A 20,646-nucleotide genomic window follows, 5' to 3' on the forward strand; every position below is an offset into this window, starting at 1 on the left:
GGCGCCACCCCGGCAAGCGATCAGTCGAACTTGCTGAAGTCCGGCTGTCGCTTCTCGAAGAAGGCCTGGAAGGCTTCCATGGCCTCGGGGCTGCGCAGACGGGCGCCAAAGATCTCGGCCTCCTGGCGGATCACAGCTTCCAGCTGCTCGGCCTGCGGCGCGCGCATCAGACGCTTGCTTTCGCGCACGGCGCTGGGCGCCAGATTGTTGAAGCGCTCGGCCACGCGGCGGGCCTGGTTCACCACCTCGCCGGCCGGCAGCACGGCGTTGGCAATGCCGCATTCCACGGCCTCGGCGCCGGTGAAAGGGTCGCCCAGCAGCAGCTTCTCGGCCGCCTTCACATGGCCCATCAGACGCGGCACCACCAGGCTGGAACCGAACTCCGGCACCAGGCCCAGGCCGACAAAAGGCATGGCCAGGCGGGAATCATCGGCCACATAGACGAAATCGCAGTGCAGCAGCAGGGTGGTGCCGATGCCGATGGCCGCGCCGTTCACGGCCGCGATCACCGGCTTCTCGCAGCCCAGCAGGGCGCGCATGAACTGGAACACCGGCGCGTCCTCATCCCGCGGCGGGCTGGCCATGAAGTCCTCGATGTCATTGCCCGAGGTGAAGATCTGGGGCTGGCCCTGGATCAGGACGGCGCGCACGCTCTTGTCCTCATTGGCACCCACCAGGGCATCGGCCATGCCTTGGTACATGGCGCGGGTCAGCGCGTTCTTCTTCTCGGGGCGGGCGATCTCTATCGTCAGCACGCCGTTGACGGTGGCGGTCTTGATGCTCATGGCGGGTCTCCTTGTGTTGGAACTGCGTGGGATTGTCGGGGCTGCGCGGCTCAGGCCACGGCCTGGGTGCTCTGCATCTGGCTCCAGTGATTGGCCAGATGCATCAGATGGGCGCGCTGATACTCGGCCTTGCTCAGCACGCCGTAGGCGAAATGGGGGGCCAGCAGGCCGCGGTGGGCCGCAAAGGCCTGCATGGCGTCCAGCAGGCGCTGCACCGCATCGCGCAGGCTCAGATCGGCCTGCAGCGCGGGCGCACCGGGAATGGGCTCGGCCAGGTCGTGGCTCATCTGGCCGCGGGCGTCAAACACCCCGAAGGCTGCCCGCCCCACGGTGTGCCGGAAGACGGCGCTGCGCGCCTGCGGGTAGCCCTGCAGCGAGAACTCGATGCTTTGCGCCAGATGCTGCAGCAGCTGCGGCAGATTCCACGCCGGGTGCTGCAACTGCTGCTGGCCTTGCATCAGGGCCAGCACGGCCTCGCGGGCGCTGTCCCAGCGGGCAAAGCGCTCATCGACCAGGGTGCCCTGGCAGGCGCTGAGCAGGGCCGGGGCGCCGACCGCGGCCAGTAGCAGACGGCGACGCGGCCAGCGATGGGGGCGGGATGTGGTCATGCGCGGAAATCAAAATGAATGAATCAGGCCGCCGAAGCTCAGGCCAGCCAGGCACTCACCTGCGGCCAGAGGCTGGTCTCGAAATGCTTGCGGAAGAAACCGAAGTGGCCGATGCGGCGCACACCGATATCGGCCGGGGCAATGCGCCGCAGCTCGGGCCGCGCACCGGCGTAGAAGCCATGCAGGGACTCGGTGTTGCGCCGTGACATGAATTCGTCGTCGGTGAAGGCCAGGGACAGCATGGGGGTGCGCAGCGCCGCGTACTGGGCGCGCAGGGCGGCACCGCCCTCGCCCATCATGTAGTCGCGGTCCAGGCACCAGCGCCGCCACTGCGCCATCACGCCGCGCGGCAGATCGCCCACCTTGCGCAGCCGACGGCCCGGGAAGTAGCCGAAGAGCGGCAGGCTCAGCGGTACGACCACGTACCACAGCCACCAGACATAGCGGCGCAGGCCGGCCGCGTTCTCGCGCCAGTAGCCGCTGCCCGTGCCCACGGTCACAGCGCGGCTCACGCGCTCGCGGTTGGGCAGCAGGCCCAGGATCTGGCCGCCCAGGCTGTGACCCAGCCAGTGGATGGGGCGCTCGCCCACACCCAGGCGGCGGTCCAGCTCATCCAGGGCCGCGCTGGCATCGCGCTCGGCCCAGAGGCGGATATCGGCCTCCAGGCCCTTGAGCGAGCCGCGCATCGCAGCCGGGCGCGAGGCCCCCATGCCGCGGTAGTCGAAGCTCAGCACCAGCCAACCCTGGGCCGCCATCCAGTGGGCGAAGTCGGCGTAGTAGCGCTGCTCCACGCCCATGGCCGGCGCGATCAGCAGGCCGGCCCGGGCCGTGCCGGGGTCGCCATAGACATGGCCCTTGAGCTCGAAACCATCGCTGGCGCGAAAGCGGATCATGGCGACCCTCCGGGAAAAGAAAAAAGCGCGGCCGGGGCCGCGCTTGCCGTGGAGCGCTTACAGGCGCTCGATGATGCCCGCGGCACCCTGGCCGGCGCCCACGCACATGGTCACCATGCCGTACTTGCCGCCGGTGCGGCGCAGGCCGTGGATCACCGAGGCCGCGCGGATGGCGCCGGTGGCGCCCAGCGGGTGGCCCAGGGCGATGGCGCCGCCATTGGGGTTGACCTTGGCGCGATCCAGCACGATGCCCTTGCTGTCCAGATCGTTCAGCACGGCTAGGCTCTGGGCGGCGAAGGCTTCGTTAAGCTCCACCCAGTCCAGATCGGCAGCGCTGATGCCGGCCAGCTTGAGCGCGGCGGGAATCGCTTCGATGGGGCCGATGCCCATGATCTCAGGCGGCACGCCGCGCACGGTGAAGGACACGAAGCGGGCCAGCGGGGTCAGGCCGAAGCGCTTGACCGCGGCTTCCGAGGCCACGATCAGGGCGCCAGCGCCGTCCGAGGTCTGCGAGCTGTTGCCGGCGGTGACACTGCCCTTGGCAGCAAACACCGGCTTGAGCTTGGCCAGGCCTTCGGCCGAGGTGTCCTTGCGCGGACCTTCGTCGATGTCCACCACGCGCTTCTTCACGATGACGCCGTCACCGCTCAGGTCGGGCTGGCGCTCCACGATCTCGAAGGGCGTGATCTCGTCCTTGAAGAAACCGCCTTCAATCGCGGCCAGGGCGCGGCGGTGCGATTCCAGGGCAAAGGCGTCCTGGGCCTCGCGCGAGACCTTCCACTTGTCGGCCACCTTCTCGGCGGTCAGGCCCATGCCATAGGCCAGGCCGATGTTCTCGTCACGCTCGAAGATGGCGGGCGGGAAGCTGGGCTTGTTGCCACCCATGGGCACCATGGACATGGATTCCACGCCACCGGCGATCATCACCTCGGCCTCGCCGACGCGGATGCGGTCCGCCGCCATGGCCAGGGCGGTGATGCCCGAGGCGCAGTAGCGGTTGATGGTCACGCCGCCCACGGTATTGGGCAGGCCCGACAGCACGGCAGCCACGCGGGCGATGTTCATGCCCTGCTCACCCTCGGGGAAGGAGCAGCCGATGATGGCGTCTTCAATCGCGGCGGGGTCAAGACCCGGCACCTGGGCCAGCGCGGCCTGGATGGCGCGGGTCAGCATCTCGTCCGGACGCGTGTTCTTGAAATAGCCCCGGCCCGACTTGCCGATGGGCAGACGGGTAGCGGCGCAGATATAGGCTTCTTGAACTTGCTTGCTCATGATGTGATTTCCTTCTAGGCCGCTGTATCAGTTGCGCACCGGCTTGCCGGTCTGCAGCATGCCCATGATGCGTTCCTGGGTCTTGGGGTGCTCCAGCAGCGCGCAGAAGTGCTTGCGCTCCAGGGCCATCAGGTATTCCTCGGTGACCAGGGCGCCGGCCTCGACATCGCCGCCGCAGACCACGTCGGCGATCAGCGAGGCCAGGTGGAAGTCGTGCTGGCTGATGAAGCCGCCGTCACGCATATTGGCCAGGGAGGACTTGACCGTGGCGATGCCCGAGCGGCCCGCGACCGGGAACTTGGTCTTGAGCGGCGCGCGGTAGCCCGAGTCGGCCATGGCCTTGACCTGGGCGCTGGCGACGAAGAGCAGCTCGTCCTTGTTCGGCACGATGATGTCGCTGTCCAGCAGATAGCCCAGCTTCTGCGCTTCCAGGGCCGAGGTCGCGACCTTGGCCATGGCGGCGCTGGTGAAGCCGTCCTTCAGGAAGGCGAAGATGTCAGCGTTGGCATTGCCGGCTGCCGCCATCTCGGCCGCACGGCGGGCGATATAGGTCAGGCCGCCGCCGCCGGGGATCAGGCCCACGCCCACTTCCACCAGGCCCACATAGCTTTCCATATGCGCCACGCGGCGGGCGCAGTGCACCGCCAGCTCGCAGCCGCCGCCCAGGGCCAGGCCGCGCATGGCAGCCACGACCGGCACATTGGCATAGCGGATGCGCAGCATCATGTCCTGCAGCTTCTTCTCTTCCGGGGCAATGCCCTTGGCGCCCTTGGTCATGAAGACCGGCATCAGCGCTTCCAGGTTGGCACCGGCGGAGAACACATCGTCCGGGCTCCAGATCACCAGGCCCTTGTAGCCGGCCTCGGCGATCTCCACGGCCTTGAGCAGGCCTTCGGTGACGGTGGGGCTGATCAGGTGCAGCTTGCAGTTGATGGAGGCGATCAGCACCTCGCCGTCCAGGGTCCAGACGCGCACTTCCTCGTTCTTGAAGAGCTCGGTACCGGCCTTCAGGGGCTCGACGACGCCCTCGCCCACCAGGGACTCGGGGAAGGCCTGGCGCTCATAGACCGGCAGCTTGGCGCGCGGCTTGAACTTGCCCTCGGCGGCGCTCCAGGAGCCGTCCTTGCTGTGCACGCCGCCGTTGTCGGCGACCGGGCCCTCGAACACCCAGGCGGGCAGCGGCGCGCTGGACAGGGTCTTGCCGGCGTCGATGTCCGCCTTCACCCATTCAGCGACCTGCTTCCAGCCGGCAGCCTGCCACAGCTCGAAGGGGCCTTGTTGCGAGCCGAAGCCCCAGCGCATGGCGAAGTCGATCTCGCGGGCCGTATCGGCCACGGTGGCCAGATGCACGGCCACATAGTGGAAGGAGTCGCGCAGGATGGACCACAGGAACTGGGCCTGCGGGTTGCTCGACTCGCGCAGCAGCTTGATGCGGTCGGCGGCTGGCTTCTTCAGCATGCGGGCCACGATCTCGTCGGCCTTTTTGCCGCCGGCCACGTATTCACCGGTGGCGAAGTCCAGACGCTGGATGTCCTTGCCGACCTTCTTGTAGAAGCCCGCGCCGGCCTTCTGGCCCAGGGCGCCCTTCTCGATCAGACCGGCCAGCACCTTGGGCGTGGCGTAGGTCGAGTAGAAGGGATCGTCCTTCAGGTTGTCCTGCATGGTCTTGACGACATGGGCCATGGTGTCCAGGCCCACCACGTCGGCGGTGCGGAAGGTGCCGCTGGAGGCGCGGCCCAGCTTCTTGCCGGTCAGGTCGTCCACCACATCCACGCTCAGGCCGAACTTCTCGGCCTCGATCATGGTGGCCATCATGCCGGCGATGCCCACGCGGTTGGCCACGAAGTTGGGCGTGTCATTGGCGCGCACCACGCCCTTGCCCACGGCGGTGGTGACGAAGCTTTCCAGCTGGGCTATCACTTCCGGCTTGGTGGTCGGCGTGTTGATCAGCTCGACCAGGTACATATAGCGCGGCGGGTTGAAGAAATGGATGCCGCAGAAGCGCGGCTTGATTTCTTCCGGCAGCACCTCGCTGAGCTTGGTGATGCTCAGGCCCGAGGTGTTGGAGGCCACGATGGCATGCGGCGCGACGAAGGGAGCGATCTTGGTGTAGAGATCCAGCTTCCAGTCCATGCGCTCGGCGATGGCCTCGATGATGAGGTCGCAGTCCTTGAGCAGCTCCAGATGCTCCTCATAGTTCGCCTGCTGGATCAGGGCGGCGTTCTCGGCCACGCCCAGGGGCGCGGGCTTGAGCTTCTTGAGCCCTTCGACAGCCTTGCTGACGATGCCGTTCTTGGGGCCTTCCTTGGCGGGCAGGTCGAACAGCACGACCGGCACCTTGACATTGACCAGATGGGCCGCGATCTGCGCGCCCATGACGCCGGCGCCCAGCACGGCCACCTTGCGAACTTGGAATCGACTCATGATGAATCCTTTGATTGTTGAATGACGTCGTGCTGCTTATTCGACGCGAATCCAGGTCTGGGTGCGACCAAACATGGGAGCTCCCATATAGCCGCGCACTTCCAGTTTCTTGCCCGCCTCGATGGGCGTGATCCTGACCTTGTAAATCTTGCCCTTGGCCGAATCGAGGATGGTGCCACCGCCCCAGGCCTCGCCGTCCTTGGCGACATTGCGGATGATCTCCAGGCCCACCAGGGGCTTGTCCTTGCGATCGTCAGCGCATTTGTCGCACTTGGCATCGGGCTTGGCATCGGCAGCCAGCAGCTTCTCGATCCGGCCGCTGAGCATCCCCCCACCCAGCTCCGTGATGCGCACCAGCGCCTTCTCGGTCTTGGTTTCGTCATCAATCGTCTTCCACAGGCCCACGGGCGTGGCCTGGGCTTGAACAAGACCGGACACAAGGCCCAGAGCGGTGGCGGCAATCAGCTGTTTCATGGTGTCTCCTGGTGTTTTTGTGGGGGATGCTCAGACTGCTGTTCTTAGAACAGGGCTTCGTCCATTTCCATCAGCGGCGAGAGGCCGGCGCGGCAGCTGCGGATCAGACCGGCGGTCTCGGGCAGCAGCTTGGCGAAGTAGAAGCGGGCGGTGGCCAGCTTGGCGGTGTAGAACGGATCGCCCGAGTCCTTCTTTTCCAGCGCGATCTTGGCCATGCGGGCCCAGAAGTAGGCGAAGGTCAGGTGACCCACCACACGCAGATAGTCCACGGCGGCGGCGCCCACCTCGTCGGGGTTCTGGAAGGCCTTCATGCCGATCTCGGTGGTCAGCTTGGTGACCTTGTCGCCGATGTCGGCCAGCGGGTTCACGAACTCCTGCATGGACTCGTTGACGCCCTCTTCTTCCACGAACTCGGCGATCTTCTTGCCGAATTTCTTCAGCGTGGCGCCGTTGTTGGCCAGAATCTTGCGGCCCAGCAGGTCCAGGGACTGGATGGTGTTGGTGCCCTCATAGATCATGTTGATGCGCGAATCGCGCACGAACTGCTCCATGCCCCACTCGTGGATGAAGCCATGGCCGCCGAAGACCTGCATGCAGTGCGAGGTGGCGATCCAGCCGTTGTCGGTGATGAAGGCCTTGATGATGGGGGTCAGCAGGGCGACCTCGGCATCAGCTGCCTTGCGCTCGTCCTCATCGTCCGAGGCCAGGGCCTTGTCCAGCTGCAGGGCCACATAGGTGGCCAGGGCACGGCCGCCTTCGGCATAGGCGCGGGCGGTCAGCAGCATCTTGCGCACGTCCGGGTGCACGATGATGGGGTCGGCCGGCTTGTCCGGTGCCTTGGGGCCCGACAGGGCACGCATCTGGATGCGGTCCTTGGCGTAGGCCACGGCGTTCTGGTAGGCCACCTCAGTCAGGCCCAGGGACTGATTGCCCACGCCCAGGCGGGCGGCGTTCATCATCACGAACATGGCGGCCAGGCCCTTGTTGGGCTGGCCCACCAGGGTGCCCACAGCGCCTTCCAGCACCATCTGGCAGGTGGAGTTGGCGTGGATGCCCATCTTGTGCTCCAGGCCGGCGCAGAAGATCGGGTTGCGCGCGCCCAGGGAGCCGTCGGCATTCACCAGGAACTTGGGCACCACGAAGAGCGAGATGCCCTTGGAGCCTTCGGGGGCGTCCGGCAGGCGGGCCAGCACCAGGTGGACGATGTTCTCGGCCATATCGTGCTCGCCGGCCGAGATGAAGATCTTGGCGCCGGTGATCTTGTAAGTGCCGTCAGCCTGGGGCTCGGCCTTGGTGCGCAGCAGGCCCAGGTCCGTGCCGCAGTGCGGCTCGGTCAGGCACATGGTGCCGGTCCACTCGCCGCTGGTCAGCTTGGGCAGGTAGGTGGCCTTTTGCTCGGGCGTGCCATGGGCGTGCAGGGCCTCGTAGGCGCCGTGGCTCAGACCCGGATACATGGTCCAGGCCTGGTTGGCCGAGTTCATCATCTCGTACATGCACTGGTTCACCAGCACGGGCAGGCCTTGGCCGCCGTACTCGGGATCGCAGGACAGGGCGGGCCAGCCGCCTTCCACATACTGCTTGTAGGCTTCCTTGAAGCCCTTGGGCGTGGCGACCTCGTGGCTGCTCTTGTCCAGCTTGCAGCCCTCGGCGTCGCCGGAGAGGTTCAGCGGCGCGATGACTTCCGAGGCGAACTTGCCGCCCTCTTCCAGCACCGCGTTGATGGTGTCGGCGTCGACCTCAGCGTGCGCGGGCAGCAGCTTCAGCTCGTCAACCACGTTCAGCAGCTCGTGCATCACGAACTTCAAATCGCGCAGCGGCGGGTTGTACTGGGGCATGTCTTACTCCTCGGTTTGATTTCAGGCGGACAAACGCTTTTTTCGGGAAGCGCTGGTAGTTTTACCGGACTCAGGAATGGCCGCACCGGCCGCAAGGCCGGCCGGCGTGGCGTAGAAACTGACGATGCGCTCGAAACCCTGGCTGGCACGGGCCAAGGCGCCCGGGCGGCGCAGGAAGCGCGCATCGTGGTGAAGGGACAGGATCAGACCGTGCAGCTCGAACAACATCTGATCCACATCGGCCTCGGGCTTGAGGTGGCTGGCCTGCTTGGCCAGCACGATGGCCTTTTCAAGGGCCGCGTGCCAGGCCTTGACCATGGTGACCAGGGCGTCGCGCACCGGCCCGGGACGGTCGTCAAACTCGACCGCACCGCTGATATAGATGCAGCCGGAGTCGATTTCCACCGACACCCTGCGCACCCAGCGGCCAAACAGGGCACGCAGGCGAGGCAGGCCGCGCGGCTCGCGGATCGCCGGGAAGAAGACCTCTTCCTCGAACTTGGCGTGGTACTCGGTCACCACGGCGATCTGCAGCTCCTCGCGCGAGCCGAAGTGGGCAAAGACGCCCGACTTGCTCATCTTGGTGACGTCAGCCAGGGCACCGATGGACAGCCCCTCCAGCCCCATATGGGAGGCCAGACCCAGCGCCGCTTCCAGGATGGCGGCCCGGGTCTGCTGCCCCTTCTGAAGGGTGCGCGCAGAACGCCGGCCACCATCGGCGGCGCCAGACTTGTGCGGAATATCGGGCAGGGCGGACACGGCGGCAGGATCCAGGATCTTGGGCTGAGAAGGTCGGAATAATAAAACGAACGGTCGTTCTATTTTCCAGAGTTCCGCGAAAAAAAGGCGCCGGGCCGGACCGGCTTTTTAGGGGCAGCCGCCTAAACCCGGCCCAGGCTGATCGGCGGGCGTGACAGGCCGATGAAGCCGTTGTGCGGCATCCACGCCGGCGCGGACAGGGCTTGCGCCCTTGAGTCGGTACCCACTGATGCAGTACGCTGACGCTCGGAGGTCAACGCTGTGGATGTTCTTCAACTGGATATCTCCGGCCGGCCGCAGGCCTGGATCACGACCAAGGAAGCCGCGGTGATCTATGCCAGCGACGGCGTCGCCTGGACCCTGGGCAGCCCCTGCCATGTGATGCGTGGCGGGCTGCAGCGCGTCAGCGGGCTGCAATCGCGCATCGAGGTGCACCCCATCATCGCGGTGCGGGGCGCCGTGCCCAGCCGGGCCTGGCGGCAGATGCCCGCCCTCTCCAATCACAAGCTTTTCGCGCGCGACCGCCATGTCTGCGCCTACTGCGGGCACAGCTTCCACCCGGACGACCTGACCCGCGAGCACATCATCCCCACCTCGCGCGGCGGCGCCGACAGCTGGATGAACTGCATCACGGCCTGCCGGGGCTGCAATGGGCGCAAAGGCAATCGGCTGCCCGAAGAGGCGCGCATGAGCCTGCTCTATCTGCCCTATGTGCCCAATCTGCACGAGGACATGATCCTGCGCGGCCGCCGCATCCTGGTCGACCAGATGGAGTTTCTGCTGGCCAGCGTGCCACGCAGCAGCCGCCTGCACGCCTGAGCGCACCGCCCTCAAGCGCCGCCTTGCCTGTAAAGACTTGTTGCTCGCCGCGAGCCGGCGGTCAACGGCCGCACAATGGCAAGCGTTGGGCAGCCCATCTGCCTGAGGAGATGAGTTCCATGATGATTCGCAAACTGATGCTGGCCGCCGCTGTCGTGACCCTGGCCGCCTGCTCCACCACCAGCCCCGATGTGGTCAAGCGCGGCGACGCCCAGCGCCTGTCCCAGGTGCAGGATGCCACCGTGCTGTCGGTGCGCGCCGTGACGGTGGAAGGCTCGCAAAGCGGCGCGGGCGCCGTGACCGGCGGCGTGGTCGGCGCCATCGCGGGCTCCAGCGTGGGCGGCAAGCGCGAGGGCCAGATCGTGGGCGTGCTGGGCGCCGTCGCCGGTGCGGCCCTGGGCAATGCCATTGAGCGCAATGTCACCAAGGAAGATGCCGTGGAAGTGCTGGTGCAGCTGCGCAATGGTGAACGCCGCGCCATCGTCCAGGCCAAGGGCAATGAGACCCTGAACCCTGGCGACGCCGTCATCCTGGTGAGCACCGGCGGCAAGACCCGTGTGACTCGCGCGCCTTACGGCAGCGCCCCCAGCGCACCGGCCGAAAAGAACTGAGGCCAGGCGAGACCGCACGGCGGGCGCTACCATAACGCCCTCAGGCGCCCGCTGTGCCCCGGCGGGCGTCCTCATTTTTAGAGCCTGCACGCGTGATTCAGCCGTCCCCGCCCACCCCTGCCCTCCCTGCCGCCAAGGTCCAGCGCGTCTCAAGCGCCCGCCTGCCGACCAAGCACGGGGAATTCATGGTCCATGTCTACAAGGCAGAGGACCATCCGGACGAGCATGTGGTCATCGTCAAGGGCGAGGTGGGTAATCAGGCCAAAGTGCTGCTGCGCATGCACTCCGAGTGCTTCACCGGCGACATCCTGGGCTCACTGCGCTGCGACTGCGGCGAGCAGCTGGCCCTGGCACTGCAGCGCATCGAGGCCGAGGGCGGCATCGTGATCTATCTGCGTGGCCACGAAGGCCGGGGCATTGGTCTGGCCCAGAAGCTGCGGGCCTATGCCCTGCAGGACACCGGCCTGGACACGGTGGAGGCCAATCTGGCCCTGGGCCTGCCGATTGACGCACGCCGCTTTGATGCCGCCGCCGACATCCTGCGCGATCTGCGCGTGCGCTCGGTGCGCCTGATGAGCAACAACCCCTTCAAGGAAGCGGCGCTCAACGAGCTGGGCATCGAGGTGGTGGCCCGCGAAGGCCACGAGGTCGAGTCCAACGAGGAAAGCGGCCGCTACCTCAAGACCAAGCGCGAAAAGCTGGGCCACCAGCTGCACATGCTGCCCTGAGCCCCTCTCGGGCGGCCCTGCCGCCTCCGCTCAGGAACTCAGGACGACGGCTGCCGGGCCTGGAGCAGCTCGCCGATCAGCTGATCCTTCTCCACCCACTGGGCTTCGATCCAGCGCCCGGTCTGGACCAGCACCTTGCGATCGTGCTGCGGATCACGCCCCACCAGCTCGGCCGGGATCTCGCGGCGCTGGATGCGCACGCTCACCGGGCCGACCCGGCCGCACAGCAGATCCCAGAAGCTGGGCGTGCCCGCGGGGTAGACCAGGGTCACATCCAGCAGGGCCTCGAACTGATCGCCCATGGTGGCCAGGGCCACACTCAGGGCGCCGACCTTGGGCTTGAGCAGATGCGTGTACGGCCCGCCCTGGGCGGCATGCTTGGCGGGCGTGAAGCGCGTACCCTCCACGAAATTGATCACCGTGGTCGGCGTCTTCTTGAACTTCTCGCAGGCCTTGCGGGTGGTGGCCAGATCGGCGGCCTTGGCGCCCTTGCCGCGGCCGCGCTTCATGAAGGGAAAGTCCAGCGCCCACCAGCACAGCCCGATCACCGGCACCCAGATCAGCTCATGCTTGAGAAAGAACTTCAGGAAGGGGATGCGGCGGTGAAACACCCGCTGCAGCACCAGGATGTCCACCCAGCTCTGGTGATTGGGTGACACCAGATACCAACCCTGCGGGCTCAACCCGTCCAGGCCCCGCACATCCCAGTCCGCCGCGCCCACACCGGCAATCCAGGCATTGTTGAGCGCCACCCAGCCGGTGGCGACGCCGCTGATCGCCCGCGTGCAAAGCGCGCGCACCGACTCGACGGGAATCAGCAACTTGAGCAGCGCCGGCAGGATCATCAGCGCAAAGCCGATCAAGGTGCCCAGGCCGAGCAAAGTGGCAGCCAGCAAGCCGCGCAGAGGGGCCGGAAGAAGTCGCAACATCGGGAGCAGTCGGTCAGCAAAAAGCCGACATCATGCCCCATGACGCGCGCGCGCCATAAGCGCCAGCATCGGCCCAGCGAAGTACGCGAGCGCGAAAGGGCACAACAGCCTCGCTAGTGCGCCATTAGTTGGGGGCAGACAAGTGATTTTCAAGACTCGGATTGACCCTGATTCCGCAATACAGCATTGCGGAACTCGGCTCTTTTCATTCCGGGCACAGGCCAGAACTGTGAATCGTGACGGTGTCGAGGGGCGCCGCCACGCAGGGTCCGCCATCCCTTCCCGGCGGGCCAATCCACTGGAAGGACCTGTATTTGATGATGAAGTACAAGACGATTGCACTCTCCGCCCTGGCCCTCGCCGCCAGTTCCGCCGCCATGGCGCAATCCACGAGCAATGGCAGCGGCGGCAGCCACATCACGCTCTACGGCGTGGCGGACGCCAATGTGCAGCTGCTCGACGGCGCCTCCACCAGCACCCGCGTGCAATCCGGTGGCCTGAACGGCTCGCGCTTCGGCCTGCGTGGCGTTGAAGACCTGGGCGGTGGTCTGCGGGCGTTCTTCACCCTGGAGTCCGGCATCAATCTGGACAGCGGCAGCCAGAGCAATGACGCCTTCTGGGGCCGCCAAGCCTTTGTGGGCCTGTCCACGCCCTACGGCAAGGTCTCGCTGGGCCGCCAGTACGGCAGCCTCTATAGCCTGAGCAGCGACTTCAGCCAGTTCTCCAACAATAGCTTCGGTGCCAGCACCGCCCTGATCGGCGGCTTCAAGGGCTATGAGCCGGTGCGCGGCGGCGACGGCTCAGCCACCAGCAACGGCGGCCCCACCCGCATCAACAACTCCATCAAGTTCGAGTCGCAGAACTACAGCGGCTTCAGCGCCGGCGCCCTGTGGGGCATGGGAGAAGTGGCGGGCGACACCAAGGGCAACCGCGTGGCCGACATCTACGGCCGCTACACCCACGGCGGCTTCGATGCCCAGATCTCCTTCGTGGACGACAAGGCCAACACCCTGGGCCTGAAGACCCGCACCGTGGCCGGTGCTGCGTCTTATGCCTTCGGTCCCTACAAGGTCAATGGCGGCGTGATCTCGGTGGACGACCGCTCGGCCACCAATGCCGATGGCGACGGCTACTGGCTGGGTGCTAGCTACACCCTGGGGCAGCACACGTTCAAGACCCAGTATGTGGAGAGCAAGAACAAGCACGTGTTGAACGAGGGCAAGAGCCAGGCCTTCGGCCTGGGCTACCAGTACGACCTGTCCAAGCGCACCGCGCTGTACAGCTCGCTCACCCGCTTCAACAATGACGTCGGTAGCTATGTGCCGCGCGCCGCGGGTGGCATCCCGGCGGGGCTGATCAATGGTGGCGAACGCGACCTCACCGAGTTCGTGACCGGCATCCGCCACAGCTTCTAAGTCCGCCCCCCTGCCCGCGACGCCTTCCCGCCCCTGCGAGGATGCCACTGCGGGCTTGGGGCCTGGCATTGTGGAGCCCACCCCGCGGTGGGCTCTTTTCCATTCGTCGCGCTGCTCGGGCGACACTTGCAGCATGAGCAGCCAAGCCATGCCACGCTTCGTCGCCCTGGGCGAAGCCCTGACCGACATGATTCGCGAAGCGCCGCACAGCCAGCGCTGGCTGGCCCGCAGCGGCGGATCGGGATGGAACGTGGCCCGCGCCGCTGCGGCCCTGGGCCTGCGCAGCGCCTTCGCCGGAGCCATCAGCCAGGACTGCTTCGGCGACGAACTCTGGCGTGACAGCCAAGCCAGCGGGCTGGACCTGCGCTTCCTGCAGCGTGTGGACAAAGCGCCCTTGCTGGCCATGGTGCCGCAGGCCCACCCGCCGCACTACTTCTTTGTGGGCGAGAACAGCGCCGACCTTGACTTCGACCCTGAGCTGCTGCCCGCAGGCTGGTCCGAGCAGGCCAGCTGGGTCCATTTCGGTGGCATCAGCCTGGCCCGCCCACCCCTGTCCCAGCGCCTGATCGCCTTGGCTTCAGCGCTGGCCGCCCGGGGTCTGAACATTGCCTACGACCCCAATCACCGCAAGGCCATGGGCGAAGACTACCGGGCCAGCTTTGAGCAGATGTGCCGTATCGCCAGCATCATCAAGCTCTCCGACGAGGATCTCGCCGCCCTGATGCCCGGCATGGAGGCCGATGCCGCGCTCAAGCTGCTGCGCTCCTGGAACCCCCAGGCGTGGTGGCTCTACACCGAGGGTGCGGCGGGTGCCAGTCTCTATACGCCGAATGGCACCTGGCAGGCCACGCCCCCCGCCATCGAGCTTGTGGATACCGTGGGCGCGGGCGATGCCGCCATGGCCGGCCTGTTGGCGAGCCGCATGCAGGCAGGCTCGGCTCGCACGCCAGCCCAGCATCTGGCCTTTGCCGTTGCGGCCGGCAGCGCCGCCTGCACACTGGCCGGGGCGCAAGCGCCCAGCCTGAAGCAGGTGATGGCGCTGATGCCCCGGGTGCGCCTGGTGTCGGGCGAGGCGGCAGCGACTTGAGGTCCAGCTGCGCCGGGGGCGTGTTGGGCTGAGTTGTACTGACCCAGCACCACCTTCAAGGGCCTGAGCGCCAGCACCCTGCAGCCGGGCCGCTTCCTGGAGGTCAAGGGCACGCTGCAGGGCAGCGTGCTGAGTGCCTTGAAGATTGAGAGGGAGTGAGGGCGAAGCGGGTCTGCCGGTGCGCCAGCGTGATGGGCCTGAGACACCGTCTCTGCCGCCGAGCAGCGCTCAGCGGCAGGCGGGCCAGCGCGCCTCCCCCTCCAGAGTCGGCGCAGTCTCCAGCAGGGGTGAGCGCGACAGCAACTGCTCCAGCTTCAGCACCGGCGCTTCGGACGAGGATTTGGCCTGACCGCCGGAGCGAGGTTGGACGGACTGCCAAGCATCGGTCAGCTGAAGGAGTCGCAAGGCCAGATAGTCATGCTCCCAGGAATCCCTGCTCTCGAAGAAGCCATCACTCGCGCAGTTCGCCACCTGTTTGACCAAGTGCCGGGCCGAGGGCAGATGATCCATCTTCAGCCACCAGTCCTGGCGCAAGGCCTCGGCCGCCAGACTGGGGCAACCACCTTTGACCTCGTAAAGCAGGCCCTGGGTCGTGTTGAAGATCACCTCCGCGGGGCGCCGCACGTAGTGTTCATCACCCCCGCTCAGCGCACGCCCCAGCGCGCTGAGTGTGCGCAGCCGCTCGCGGTCCTCGCAGCGCTCGGGCGGAGACTTCACGGCACATTGCTCCAGACGTCCGATTTCGGCCGCGCTGATATTGCGCCAGCGGGCTGTCGCAGCGCGCGCCATCGTGGCAGTACAGGCCTGCTGCTCCCCAACACTGTTTTTCCTGGCGGCGTAGCCACGAACAAGACTGTCGCCCCCCCAAATGCACAGCATCATGAGGGACATGCAGAGCCACAAAGACCGATGGAAGTTGAGCTTTTCCAGAAAGCCGAGCTGGGGTCGTGGCCGGGAGGATGGCAGCACGTCCAAAGGCGTGTGCGCCGAACCCAGTCTCTGCCATGCCTCCAACTCTCCAGGCTCGCAGCAGAGCTGCTGCACTGGATTGTCCCAGTCGAAGTCCTGCTCGACGGCGGGCATGTAGCTGAGCACATCGCCATTCGGCGCCTGGGCCAGCCAGCGCCAGAGTCTTTGATGCTCGTAGCTCAGACTCAAGGCTCCGTCCAGCACCGTTTGCAGGCGCCAGTAGGCGGCGCTGTCCGGCTGGACCAGGGTCTGCGCATCCTGCCAGCCCAGCACCTCCATCGCGGCGAACAGCAGCAGGGCCGTGTGCCGGCCCAGGCGCCGCTCGCAAATGGCCTCCTGGAGCAGGCCGCGGAAATGCTCGCCAGCCTCCAGCGACACCAGCTCGGGAGAGCGCAGCCATTTGCTCAGCACACTCTTGGCCGGAGGCAGCTCCAGCAAGGAGAGGTGACAGAACTCAGCCGCCATGGCGTCAAACACTTGCTGCGCTTGCTCGCGCGGGCTGAGTGGGCTGAGTGGGCTGAGTAGGATCTCGGGCGCGGGGGCCGGCTCTGCGGGCGGTGCATCGCCGCCAGGCGCCACAGGCGCCACAGGCGCCTGCTGGGCCTCGGCCAAAGGCTCCGGCGCTTCATCCACCATCACGAAGCCGCGCCCTTCACGCACGTGGGCGAGTGCGGCCTCGTAGTGAGCGCGCAGCTCCTGAAAGCGCTGGGGGTCTGCCTGGCGGTTGATCTGCTTGAGCCGCTGCGCATAGGCACGCTTGACCTCTGCCTCATCCGCCTGCGGCGTCAGCTCCAGTGCCGCGAAATAGTCGGGCAGCAGAAGACGCATCACCAGGCTCCCAGCGGCGAGCTGGCCTCATGCATCTCAAGCAAGCGACGCAAAGCTTCGCGAGCAGGCTCGATCCGGCGGGCATCCTGCGATTCGAGCGCCAGCTCGAACTGGCTGATCGATTCGGACACCTGCTGGCGAGCTTCGCCATTGAGCTGCATGTGCAGGCGCTCGGCACGCGCAAGCAGGGTTCGGACCTCAAGGCGCTCGCGCGGATGAAGCTTGAGCGTCGCCAGCTTGTCCAAGCGGGCCTGCACTTCTTCGGGCGAGAGGCGCTGCTCGCTGCTCTGCAGCACCAGCCGCTTCAAGGGACCGGCCGGCAACTCGTCGCACAATGGCGTGGCCTCGACCTCCAGCAAACCATCCACGTCGTAGGTGAAGCGCACGTCGACAGCACGCCGGGTCTTGCCGTCCGGGGGAGTGAGCTTGACCTCAAGCTCACCCAGGGCGATGTTGTCCTTGACCAGTCGCGCCTCTCCTTGGAAGACCCGAAGGCAGACAATGGTCTGGCCCTCGTGAACCGGGTAGAAGCGCTCCACACGGCTGGCGGGCACCACCAGATTGCGCGGCAGCACGGGCGACATAAAGCCCTCGACACGCCGCTCGGCGGTGAGCTGTTTGGAAATCTCGATGCCGAGGGTGTAGGGGCAGACATCCGTCATCACCCGCTCGCTCAGGTCGGCGGCCTGGGCGCGAAGACCCGCTTGCACGGCAGCGCCCAGCGCGACCACTTCATCGGGGTTGTGGCTGATACTGGGGAACTGACCGAACAGCCGGGTTGCCAACTGACGCACAGCGCGCAGGCGCGAACTACCGCCGGCCAGCACCACGGCCGAAAGCTGCTGCGGGCTGATGCGTGCATCGCGCACTGCGACTTCCACCGGCCCGCGCAAGCGCTCCAGCAGAGGCTGGATCAACTGCTCAAGCTGCGACAGGCTGAGCACCAGATCCACCGAGACGGACTCGTGCCGGAAACGGATACTGGCCTGATCGTCCTGCGCCAGCGCCCGTTTTGCCGTCTCGCAGTGAGCACGCAAGCGCGCCATGAACAGGGCGTCTTCACGCAGGCTGGCCGGCAAACTGGCACGCTCAAACACCCAGCGCTCGAGGCAAGCGTCCACATCGTCGCCACCGAGCATATTGTCGCCAGCCGTGGCCCGCACTTCCATCACCCCGCTGAACAACTCCAGGATGGACACATCAAAAGTGCCACCGCCGAAGTCGAAGACCAGGAACTGAGCATCCCCTTGTTCGTGGAGCCCATAGGCCAGTGCGGCAGCCGTCGGCTCGTTGAGCAGGCTGACATCGCTGAAGCCCGCCATCAGGCCTGCATTGCGGGTAGCGGCCCTTTGGGCATCGGAGAAGTAGGCCGGCACCGTGATGACCGCCTGGTCCACATCGCAGCCGAACAGGGCGCGGACATCCGCCCGCAAGGATTTCAGCACCAGGGCAGAAAGCTCCTCGGCGCGGAAACTACGATCGCCCAGGCGGTACAGCCGGTCGCTGCCCATGCCGCGCTTGAAGGCTGCGGCACTGAGCCAGGGATGCGTCTGCACACGCTCGCGCGCGGCCTCGCCAATCAGGATGGAACCGTCTTCATCCAGACTCACCACGGAGGGCGTGAGGGACTTGCCCAGCGCATTCGGCACAAGATGCGCCTGCCCGTTGTGCCAGAACGCCACCAGAGAGTTGGTGGTGCCCAGATCGATACCCACGATGGCCGGCACGCTGGGGCCGGCGCTACGCTCAGAACTCATGGCTGCATGCCTTTGAAGTCAGTGACAGAACAAAGGCAGCGCATGCATCCCGCAGGATGGCTGGCGATTGGCGCGAGTCCGAACCGGCAACCCCGCTATCTTTGACGGCGTCTGCAGCGTCAAAGACCGGAGGCTTTGCGTCACCGGTTCACACCGGCTTTGCCTTTGCTGACCCCACGGGTCAGAACGCCGCGAAGGTTAACAGTCGCTTACAGCGCCGGCATCACCCTTTGGGGCGAAGCAGCGGGGCTGGCCGGCCGAATGCGCGGCAAACTCCACGGAGTAAGGCGGTTTCGGTGGGGCGGGTGGTAGGCCGTACAGGACTTGAACCTGTGACCAAGGGATTATGAGTCCCCTGCTCTAACCAACTGAGCTAACGGCCCCCGTGACCGGTGCCAGGACGGCACCGCCATTACGCCCGGCGGGGTGCCGGGAGCGCGGATTGTATAGGGCGACTCGCGCCTACTTCTGGCTCAGCGCTTGACTGACCATGCGCGAGGTGATGTCCACGATCTGGATCATGCGGTCGTAGGCCATGCGGGTGGGGCCGATCACGCCCAGGGTGCCCACCACCTGGCCGTCCACCTCGTACGGGGCAGAGACGATGGACAGCTCCTCGAAGGGCACGACCTGGCTCTCGCCGCCGATATAGATGCGCACGCCCTCGGCGCGGCTGGACACGTCCAGCAGGCGCATCAGCTGGGTCTTCTGCTCGAAGAGGTCGAAGAGCCGGCGCAGGCTGCCCATATCGTGGCTGAAGTCCTGCACGGTGAGCAGATTGCGCTCGCCGGAGACCACCACGCGGTCTTCCTCGTGCTGCATGGCCTCGGTGCCCACCTGCACGGCCGCGCTCATGAGCTGGGCGATCTCGCCGCGCAGCGCATCCACCTCGCTCTTGAGCTTCTCGCGCACCGACTCCAGGCTCAGGCCGGCGTAGTGCGCATTGAGCCGGTTGCTGGCCTCGGCCAGCTCGGCCTGGCTCAGATCCTGGGCGGTGAAGATCACGCGGTTCTGCACATCGCCATCGGGCGCCACCATGATGACCAAGACCCGGCGTTCGCCCAGGCGCAGGAATTCGATATGGTGGAAGACGCTGGGCTTGCGCGGCGCGGTGACCACGCCCACGAAGCTGGAGAGGTTGGACAGCAGCTGGGCGGCGCTGGCGATCACGCGCTGCGGCTGGTCAGGCTGCAGTTGCTGCTCCAGCGGACGAGTGTCGGCCACAAGCCCCGGAGCCGCGGTCAGCATGGTGTCGACAAAAAGCCGATAGCCCCGGGCCGTGGGCACACGACCCGCGCTGGTGTGAGGGCTGGCGATCAGGCCGAGCTCCTCCAGGTCGGCCATCACATTGCGGATGGTCGCCGGACTCAGCTCCAGGCCCGAGGCCTTGGAGAGCGTGCGTGAGCCCACGGGCTGGCCGTCCGCGATATAGCGTTCAACCAGGGTCTTCAGCAGTGATTTGGCGCGCTCGTCGAGCATGTTTTCATTGTAAGGACTGAGCACCAGCCCTCAGGGGTCCGTCATATCGCTGTGGTGTAATTCTGCGCATGGTCATGACGTCCTCTCAAACGCCTTTCCGACATGCGGCCATCGTGGGCAAGCACCAGGCCCGCGGCATCCGGCCGGTGCTGGAGGAGATTGCCGAATTTGTGACCTCCCAGGGATTGGATGTTTCCCTGGAGCGCGACACCGCCGAGAACACCGGCATCACCGACTACCCCGCCCTGTCCACCGAGGAAATGGGGGCGCAATGCGATCTGGCCATCGTGGTGGGCGGCGACGGCACCATGCTGGGCTTTGCCCGCGACATGGCCCGCCACGGCATGCCCCTGGTGGGCATCAACCAGGGACGCCTGGGCTTCATCACCGACATCTCGCTGGAGCGCTTTCGCGAATCGCTGGCGCCCATTCTGCGCGGCGACTATGAGGGCGAGCGTCGTGCCATGCTGGAAGGCGCGGTCTGGCGCGACGGCGAGGTGATCTTCGAGGGCCTGGCCCTCAACGATGTGGTGGTCAGCCGCGGTGCCACCGCCGCCATGGTGGAACTCAAGGTGGATGTGGGCGACGAGTTCGTGGCCAATATGCGGGCCGACGGCGTGATCGTGGCCTCGCCCACCGGCTCCACGGCCTATTCGCTCTCCTCCGGCGGCCCCATCCTGCACCCCAGCATCGCCGGCTGGGTGGTGGTGCCCATCGCCTCGCACACCCTGTCCAACCGGCCCATCGTGCTGCCCGACTCGGGCGAGGTGCGGCTGGAGATCGTGGCCGGCCGCGATGCCAGCGTGAATTTCGATATGCAGAGCCTGGCCAGCCTGCTGCACGGCGACCGCATCACCGTGCGCCGCTCGGCCCACCAGGTCTGCTTCCTCCACCCCAAGGGCTGGAGCTATTACGCCACGCTGCGCCGCAAGCTGCGCTGGTACGAGGGAGTCAGTTGATGGTCTCCCCCCCTA

General features: G+C 66.4%; 18 protein-coding genes, 1 tRNA gene, 1 pseudogene and 1 riboswitch. Of the genes and pseudogenes, 7 read left to right on the top strand and 13 right to left on the bottom strand.

What is annotated here, in order from left to right; translation table 11 throughout:
- Window positions 1-20: 20 nt before the first annotated feature.
- Genes DFR39_RS09375 through DFR39_RS09410 form a run of 8 tightly spaced genes read right to left on the bottom strand, consistent with a single transcriptional unit; the run spans window position 21 to window position 9,041 of the window.
- Entirely contained in the window at window positions 21-785 is a 765-nt protein-coding gene (locus tag DFR39_RS09375; protein WP_133603290.1) for an enoyl-CoA hydratase, read from the bottom strand.
- Between the two features lie 50 nt (window positions 786-835).
- Window positions 836-1,393 carry a DUF1569 domain-containing protein gene (locus tag DFR39_RS09380; protein ID WP_133603291.1) on the bottom strand — a complete coding sequence of 186 codons (558 nt, stop codon included), beginning with the start codon at window positions 1,391-1,393 and terminating at the stop codon, window positions 836-838.
- 38 nt (window positions 1,394-1,431) lie between these two features.
- Window positions 1,432-2,286: an alpha/beta hydrolase family protein gene (locus DFR39_RS09385; RefSeq protein ID WP_133603292.1), complete on the bottom strand. Its 855-nt coding sequence runs from the start codon at window positions 2,284-2,286 to the stop codon at window positions 1,432-1,434.
- A 57-nt stretch (window positions 2,287-2,343) separates the two neighbouring features.
- Window positions 2,344-3,558 (bottom strand): acetyl-CoA C-acyltransferase, encoded by a 1,215-nt coding sequence (locus DFR39_RS09390; protein ID WP_133603293.1) that lies wholly within the window; start codon window positions 3,556-3,558, stop codon window positions 2,344-2,346.
- 27 nt (window positions 3,559-3,585) lie between these two features.
- Window positions 3,586-5,982 carry a 3-hydroxyacyl-CoA dehydrogenase/enoyl-CoA hydratase family protein gene (locus DFR39_RS09395; protein ID WP_133603294.1) on the bottom strand — a complete coding sequence of 799 codons (2,397 nt, stop codon included), beginning with the start codon at window positions 5,980-5,982 and terminating at the stop codon, window positions 3,586-3,588.
- Window positions 5,983-6,018: 36 nt separating this feature from the next.
- Complete coding sequence (locus DFR39_RS09400) at window positions 6,019-6,456, bottom strand: DUF2147 domain-containing protein (RefSeq protein ID WP_133603295.1); 438 nt, start codon at window positions 6,454-6,456, stop codon at window positions 6,019-6,021.
- Window positions 6,457-6,500: 44 nt separating this feature from the next.
- The gene (locus tag DFR39_RS09405) at window positions 6,501-8,291 is read right to left on the bottom strand and encodes an acyl-CoA dehydrogenase C-terminal domain-containing protein (RefSeq protein WP_133603296.1); all 1,791 of its coding nucleotides are present in this window, start codon (window positions 8,289-8,291) and stop codon (window positions 6,501-6,503) included.
- A 21-nt stretch (window positions 8,292-8,312) separates the two neighbouring features.
- Entirely contained in the window at window positions 8,313-9,041 is a 729-nt protein-coding gene (locus DFR39_RS09410) for a TetR/AcrR family transcriptional regulator (RefSeq protein WP_246030779.1), read from the bottom strand.
- Window positions 9,042-9,311: 270 nt separating this feature from the next.
- On the opposite strand from DFR39_RS09410, the gene DFR39_RS09415 reads away from it, so the two are divergent.
- From DFR39_RS09415 to ribA, 3 genes are all read left to right on the top strand, one after another.
- Window positions 9,312-9,869, top strand: coding sequence for an HNH endonuclease (locus tag DFR39_RS09415; protein ID WP_133603298.1), 558 nt, complete (start codon window positions 9,312-9,314; stop codon window positions 9,867-9,869).
- 119 nt (window positions 9,870-9,988) lie between these two features.
- A complete protein-coding gene (locus DFR39_RS09420) occupies window positions 9,989-10,480 on the top strand; it encodes an outer membrane lipoprotein (protein WP_246030762.1) in 492 nt (163 codons plus the stop codon).
- Window positions 10,481-10,572: 92 nt separating this feature from the next.
- Window positions 10,573-11,208, top strand: a complete 636-nt coding sequence (gene ribA / locus DFR39_RS09425; RefSeq protein ID WP_246030763.1) for a GTP cyclohydrolase II — start codon at window positions 10,573-10,575, stop codon at window positions 11,206-11,208.
- A 38-nt stretch (window positions 11,209-11,246) separates the two neighbouring features.
- Here the strand turns inward: ribA and DFR39_RS09430 are convergent, their stop codons facing one another.
- Window positions 11,247-12,137 carry an acyltransferase gene (locus DFR39_RS09430; RefSeq protein ID WP_133603300.1) on the bottom strand — a complete coding sequence of 297 codons (891 nt, stop codon included), beginning with the start codon at window positions 12,135-12,137 and terminating at the stop codon, window positions 11,247-11,249.
- Between the two features lie 317 nt (window positions 12,138-12,454).
- On the opposite strand from DFR39_RS09430, the gene DFR39_RS09435 reads away from it, so the two are divergent.
- The 3 genes and pseudogenes from DFR39_RS09435 to DFR39_RS20455 all read left to right on the top strand — a co-directional run.
- On the top strand, window positions 12,455-13,552 hold the full coding sequence (locus DFR39_RS09435; RefSeq protein ID WP_133603301.1) for a porin: 1,098 nt from the start codon (window positions 12,455-12,457) through the stop codon (window positions 13,550-13,552).
- A gap of 133 nt (window positions 13,553-13,685) precedes the next feature.
- Entirely contained in the window at window positions 13,686-14,639 is a 954-nt protein-coding gene (locus tag DFR39_RS09440; RefSeq protein WP_133603302.1) for a carbohydrate kinase family protein, read from the top strand.
- 57 nt (window positions 14,640-14,696) lie between these two features.
- Window positions 14,697-14,798: pseudogene (locus DFR39_RS20455) on the top strand (hypothetical protein); the annotation flags it as partial.
- Window positions 14,799-14,867: 69 nt separating this feature from the next.
- Here DFR39_RS20455 and DFR39_RS09445 read toward each other — a convergent pair.
- The 4 genes from DFR39_RS09445 to hrcA all read right to left on the bottom strand — a co-directional run bounded on the left by DFR39_RS09445 (window position 14,868) and on the right by hrcA (window position 19,672).
- Window positions 14,868-16,436: a J domain-containing protein gene (locus tag DFR39_RS09445; protein WP_133603303.1), complete on the bottom strand. Its 1,569-nt coding sequence runs from the start codon at window positions 16,434-16,436 to the stop codon at window positions 14,868-14,870.
- Complete coding sequence (locus DFR39_RS09450; protein WP_133603304.1) at window positions 16,436-18,193, bottom strand: Hsp70 family protein; 1,758 nt, start codon at window positions 18,191-18,193, stop codon at window positions 16,436-16,438. The genes DFR39_RS09445 and DFR39_RS09450 overlap by 1 nt, the downstream gene beginning before the upstream one ends.
- 82 nt (window positions 18,194-18,275) lie before the next feature.
- A riboswitch (cyclic di-GMP riboswitch) is annotated at window positions 18,276-18,367 on the bottom strand.
- A 132-nt stretch (window positions 18,368-18,499) separates the two neighbouring features.
- Window positions 18,500-18,576 (bottom strand) — tRNA-Ile (locus DFR39_RS09455).
- A gap of 79 nt (window positions 18,577-18,655) precedes the next feature.
- A complete protein-coding gene (gene hrcA, locus DFR39_RS09460) occupies window positions 18,656-19,672 on the bottom strand; it encodes a heat-inducible transcriptional repressor HrcA (RefSeq protein WP_133603305.1) in 1,017 nt (338 codons plus the stop codon).
- A gap of 74 nt (window positions 19,673-19,746) precedes the next feature.
- Between hrcA and DFR39_RS09465 the strand changes: the two genes are divergently transcribed.
- Window positions 19,747-20,631, top strand: coding sequence for an NAD kinase (locus DFR39_RS09465; protein ID WP_133603306.1), 885 nt, complete (start codon window positions 19,747-19,749; stop codon window positions 20,629-20,631).
- Window positions 20,632-20,646: the final 15 nt, after the last annotated feature.

It is taken from the genome of Roseateles asaccharophilus (assembly GCF_004362405.1).
Lineage (GTDB): Bacteria > Pseudomonadota > Gammaproteobacteria > Burkholderiales > Burkholderiaceae_C > Kinneretia > Kinneretia asaccharophila.

Coding starts and splice junctions, on each gene's coding strand:
- DFR39_RS09375 (WP_133603290.1), bottom strand. CDS start 785: ATGAGCATCAAGACCGCCACCGTCAACGGCGTGCTGACGATAGAGATC.
- DFR39_RS09380 (WP_133603291.1), bottom strand. CDS start 1,393: ATGACCACATCCCGCCCCCATCGCTGGCCGCGTCGCCGTCTGCTACTG.
- DFR39_RS09385 (WP_133603292.1), bottom strand. CDS start 2,286: ATGATCCGCTTTCGCGCCAGCGATGGTTTCGAGCTCAAGGGCCATGTC.
- DFR39_RS09390 (WP_133603293.1), bottom strand. CDS start 3,558: ATGAGCAAGCAAGTTCAAGAAGCCTATATCTGCGCCGCTACCCGTCTG.
- DFR39_RS09395 (WP_133603294.1), bottom strand. CDS start 5,982: ATGAGTCGATTCCAAGTTCGCAAGGTGGCCGTGCTGGGCGCCGGCGTC.
- DFR39_RS09400 (WP_133603295.1), bottom strand. CDS start 6,456: ATGAAACAGCTGATTGCCGCCACCGCTCTGGGCCTTGTGTCCGGTCTT.
- DFR39_RS09405 (WP_133603296.1), bottom strand. CDS start 8,291: ATGCCCCAGTACAACCCGCCGCTGCGCGATTTGAAGTTCGTGATGCAC.
- DFR39_RS09420 (WP_246030762.1), top strand. CDS start 9,989: ATGATGATTCGCAAACTGATGCTGGCCGCCGCTGTCGTGACCCTGGCC.
- DFR39_RS09430 (WP_133603300.1), bottom strand. CDS start 12,137: ATGTTGCGACTTCTTCCGGCCCCTCTGCGCGGCTTGCTGGCTGCCACT.
- DFR39_RS09435 (WP_133603301.1), top strand. CDS start 12,455: ATGATGAAGTACAAGACGATTGCACTCTCCGCCCTGGCCCTCGCCGCC.
- DFR39_RS09440 (WP_133603302.1), top strand. CDS start 13,686: ATGAGCAGCCAAGCCATGCCACGCTTCGTCGCCCTGGGCGAAGCCCTG.
- DFR39_RS09445 (WP_133603303.1), bottom strand. CDS start 16,436: ATGCGTCTTCTGCTGCCCGACTATTTCGCGGCACTGGAGCTGACGCCG.
- DFR39_RS09450 (WP_133603304.1), bottom strand. CDS start 18,193: ATGAGTTCTGAGCGTAGCGCCGGCCCCAGCGTGCCGGCCATCGTGGGT.
- hrcA (WP_133603305.1), bottom strand. CDS start 19,672: ATGCTCGACGAGCGCGCCAAATCACTGCTGAAGACCCTGGTTGAACGC.
- DFR39_RS09465 (WP_133603306.1), top strand. CDS start 19,747: ATGACGTCCTCTCAAACGCCTTTCCGACATGCGGCCATCGTGGGCAAG.